Source organism: Aerococcus sp. L_32, from assembly GCF_050689315.1.
The window spans coordinates 1-3,638 of sequence record NZ_JBOEQF010000213.1 but is presented as its reverse complement, the minus strand read 5'-3'; the positions used below and the strand labels follow the sequence as shown (position 1 = coordinate 3,638).

Sequence of the window (3,638 nt, the reverse complement as noted above, 5' to 3'; positions counted from 1 at the left end):
AGGTGGCGGTTCCTTCGGTGGAGGTGGCGGCGGTGGTGTTCGCTAGTCTGTCACAATATAAATGCGAACAATAATTGTATTAGCCAACTAGACTCGTTTTAGTTGGCTTTTTTATTTACGAATAATTTCAAACATGCATATCAGAATTTTCAACAATATAAATTATTATCATTAATTATGTGTAAAGTTATGGCCAAATTGGGAGATGAAATTTTAATAATTAAGTAATGGATAAATTTCCAAGAGTTTTCTCTCATGAAAAGTATTTTAGTTTTTTTCCAGCCGACCAATTGTGATATATTTAGTGGAATGAGTTTTCGTGTGAAGACAGGACTAAATAAAAATTTTAAGGTAATATTTTGAATTAGGAATATTATACACATTAATGAATATAGGAGGGTAGCATGATTGTAAATGTCTTAGCAAATATGGCAATTATTTTTATGGATATTTATTTTGTTTGGCGCTGGCGATATAGTATTGAGAAAAGACGAAATCCAATCAACAACCGTAACCTCTTTATTGGTTTACAAACGGGAGCGGGTGTTTGCTTGATGATGTCATCCTTTATCGTTGAAGGTGTGCGTTTCGACTTCAGGCCGGTACTATTCGCCTATACCATGGTGTATTTGGATAAGGAAATTGCCCATCCGACAATAGTCTTGGTTACGATTTGTCGTTTTTTCTTTGGCGACTTAACCTTGTCCAGTTTAAACCTCTTAATCGCCTTAGCCTATATCTTGCTGGGTTTAGGTTTCTTTGACCGTATTAAATCTAAGTATTCAGAGTTCTTCCAACTTTGATTTTTAGTGATGATGGTTATTGTTATATCTGCGCCAATGTCCCTTATTCGATTAGAAAATCTCGCCCAAGTATTTTCAGCTTACCTATTGCTGGCTGTTTTGTCATCGGTATTCATATACTTTTCTTACCACTTCACCAACGATCTAGACAAACTCTACCAATCCTCAGTGCACGACAGCCTAACAGCCCTATATAATGCCCGGAAATTAGATGAAGACCTTGGGAAAATTTCAGAAAGTAATCATTCCTATTCGCTATTAATTCTTGATATTGATAATTTCAAAAATTTAAATGATACCTATGGTCATCTTGTGGGCGATAAGGCACTCGAAGAAATAGGCATCGTCTTGAATAATTTAAAGTCTGATTTATTCGATTATTACCGGTATGGTGGGGAAGAATTCGTGAGTTTAGTCTTTGATGGGACGGGACAAAAGACGCTGGATTTAGCCAAATCTATCCATGACAGGATTGCTGAAATGCCGCTATTTAGTGAAGAGGGAGAGCCTTTGAAGATTACAGTTTCAATTGGTGTGGCCCATAGAAAACCGCATGAAGATATGAAAATTACTTTACTGCGGGCTGACCAAGCCTTATATCAAGCGAAACACCTAGGGAAGAACCAGACGGTGAACGCTAAAGGCGGGTTGATTTTCGATTAATTGATTATTTTCAACTGGATCTTTCACATTTTTTAGCCTTCAACGATGATTCTCAGCCCAAAGATTGATACAATGAGTATTAGATAAGAGTATACTGGACTCGTCTTATTGAACTGTCTAGTAAAAAAAGGAATTGAAAGAGGAGAATAAATGAATAATAAAAAAGATGCCGTCTTTTCGGCAGATTGGTTTATCCGTGTTCTGAAGGGTGCAGCTGTTGGAATAGGAGGAATTCTACCAGGTCTTTCAGGTGGAGTCCTAGCTGTCATTTTCGGCTTGTACGATCAAATTATTAATTTTTTAGCTAATATTACTGAGAACTTCTGGAAAAATGTCCGTTACTTTATTCCAGTTGGAATTGGTTTTTTATTAGGAATCTTAGTATTCTCAATTTTCGTTGAAAAAGCCTTTGGACTTTACGCAGCTATTTTTATTACCTTATTTATCGGCTTCGTAGTGGGGACTTTACCTTCACTATTTAAGTCGGCTGGAAAAGAAGGGCGCAGTACATCTGACTTAGGCTTGCTTGCAGTAACTGCAGTCATCATATTCTTGATCATGTTCTTAGGTGGTCAAGGGATTACACAAGTACAACCATCATTTATCGCCTGGGTATTATCAGGTGCTTTAATTGGTTTAGGGGTTATTGTACCAGGGATGAGTCCCTCAAATTTCTTAATATATTTTGGTTTATATGACAAAATGGCCGCTGGTATCGCAGCTCTTGATTTTTCAGTCATTATTCCATTAGGATTAGGTGGGTTACTATGTGTCATTGGTTTAGCTAAGGCTGCTGAATGGGCCTTTAAACATTACTACTCTAAAATGTATCACTTTATTTTAGGGACTGTAATTGGTTCATCGATTGCTTTATTCCCAACACAAGTATTCCCAGGTTTCTCAGCTGAAGGTTTAGCAAATTCTGGTTTATCATTCGTGACTACATTGATTTGGTGTGTGATTGCCTTTGTATTAGGGACAATCTTCTCATTATGGTTCTCTAAAATTGAAGAAAAATATTCAAATGACTAAATCATCTATAAACAGGCACTTCCTTTTGTAGGGAGTGCCTGTTTCGTTTTACGGATAATAATTTATTTTGTATAATGAACTTATAAGAAAACGAATTTCTAGGGAAGGGAGTGATTTGAATGAATAAACGGCATGAAGTATTTGAACAGCAGATAAATAAGGTGTCGGACTTATTTCTAGATTATCAGAACAACCCATTTTCCGATGAACTAGTCCACGATTTGCGTGTTTCAATTCGAGAATTACGTGGTCTACTTAACTTTATAAAAAAACGTATGGACAAAGACCATTATAACAAGTTGAACCAGCAATTGGGTGCAGCAGCGCGCGTATTTGGGCCTCTTCGTGAATTGGATGTGCTTTATGCTTATTGCGAAGATTATGCAGTAAATCATCCTGAAACCAGCGAGGCTTATTACCAGCTGTTTAACACCTTCGTTAAAGAGCGTCGGATAGAAATGAACCGGACTTTTAATAAGGGCAATAGCGCCACCATTCAGCAGGCTATTGAGGATGCGAAAGAAATCCTTGAACTCGACCTATTTAAAAATAAGAAAGACTGGAAAAAGTATACGCTTAAGCGCCTGAAAAAGAAGGATAAAAAATTGCGATACGCCTTTAAGACAGTGGATATTTCTGACTACGAGGCAGTCCACGAAATTAGAAAGAGTGCCAAGAAGGTGCGGTATGCTGCCACTTACTTCGACGATACGGTTTCTAAAGACTTAAACCAATACAGAAAAGACGCCAAGGCCATTCAATCTGAATTCGGTGAAATTACAGATGCGCATGTCAATTATGATTTACTGACAGCATACGCAGATAAAGTGAAGGATGAAAATGTGCGTGATTTATTAATTCAAATTCGCGATGATATCGAAAGCGCGGAATAGATTTAAGAATAAGATAATACACAAAAAGCAGTTGGATTTTCCAACTGCTTTTTGTGATTTTTTGCTATTTGAAAGTATGTAGCGCCTTGCACCCTCATTCAAAATCGGGATCGAGCGACTCGCACCTTACATAGTCGAATTTAAAATGTCAGACTTCGCTGACATATCACCAAATCCTTCAATATCTTTCAGATCTAGAAGGATTGGTTACAGTACGGCTAGTCTAAGCGACATTTTTACCATCCTA

At 37.2% G+C, this 3,638-nt stretch carries 4 protein-coding genes; all 4 read left to right on the top strand.

The genetic code is table 11. From position 1 onward, the window contains the following. Positions 1 to 404: 404 nt before the first annotated feature. The 4 genes from ACRCJ0_RS10630 (at position 405) to ACRCJ0_RS10615 (ending at position 3,391) form a co-directional block, all read left to right on the top strand. On the top strand, positions 405 to 803 hold the full coding sequence (locus tag ACRCJ0_RS10630; RefSeq protein ID WP_431390417.1) for a hypothetical protein: 399 nt from the start codon (positions 405 to 407) through the stop codon (positions 801 to 803). A 9-nt stretch (positions 804 to 812) separates the two neighbouring features. Then, entirely contained in the window at positions 813 to 1,466 is a 654-nt protein-coding gene (locus ACRCJ0_RS10625; protein WP_431390418.1) for a GGDEF domain-containing protein, read from the top strand. A gap of 150 nt (positions 1,467 to 1,616) precedes the next feature. Next, positions 1,617 to 2,498, top strand: coding sequence for a DUF368 domain-containing protein (locus ACRCJ0_RS10620; RefSeq protein ID WP_431390416.1), 882 nt, complete (start codon positions 1,617 to 1,619; stop codon positions 2,496 to 2,498). A 119-nt stretch (positions 2,499 to 2,617) separates the two neighbouring features. Further along, a complete protein-coding gene (locus tag ACRCJ0_RS10615) occupies positions 2,618 to 3,391 on the top strand; it encodes a CHAD domain-containing protein (RefSeq protein WP_431390415.1) in 774 nt (257 codons plus the stop codon). Positions 3,392 to 3,638 lie beyond the last annotated feature (247 nt).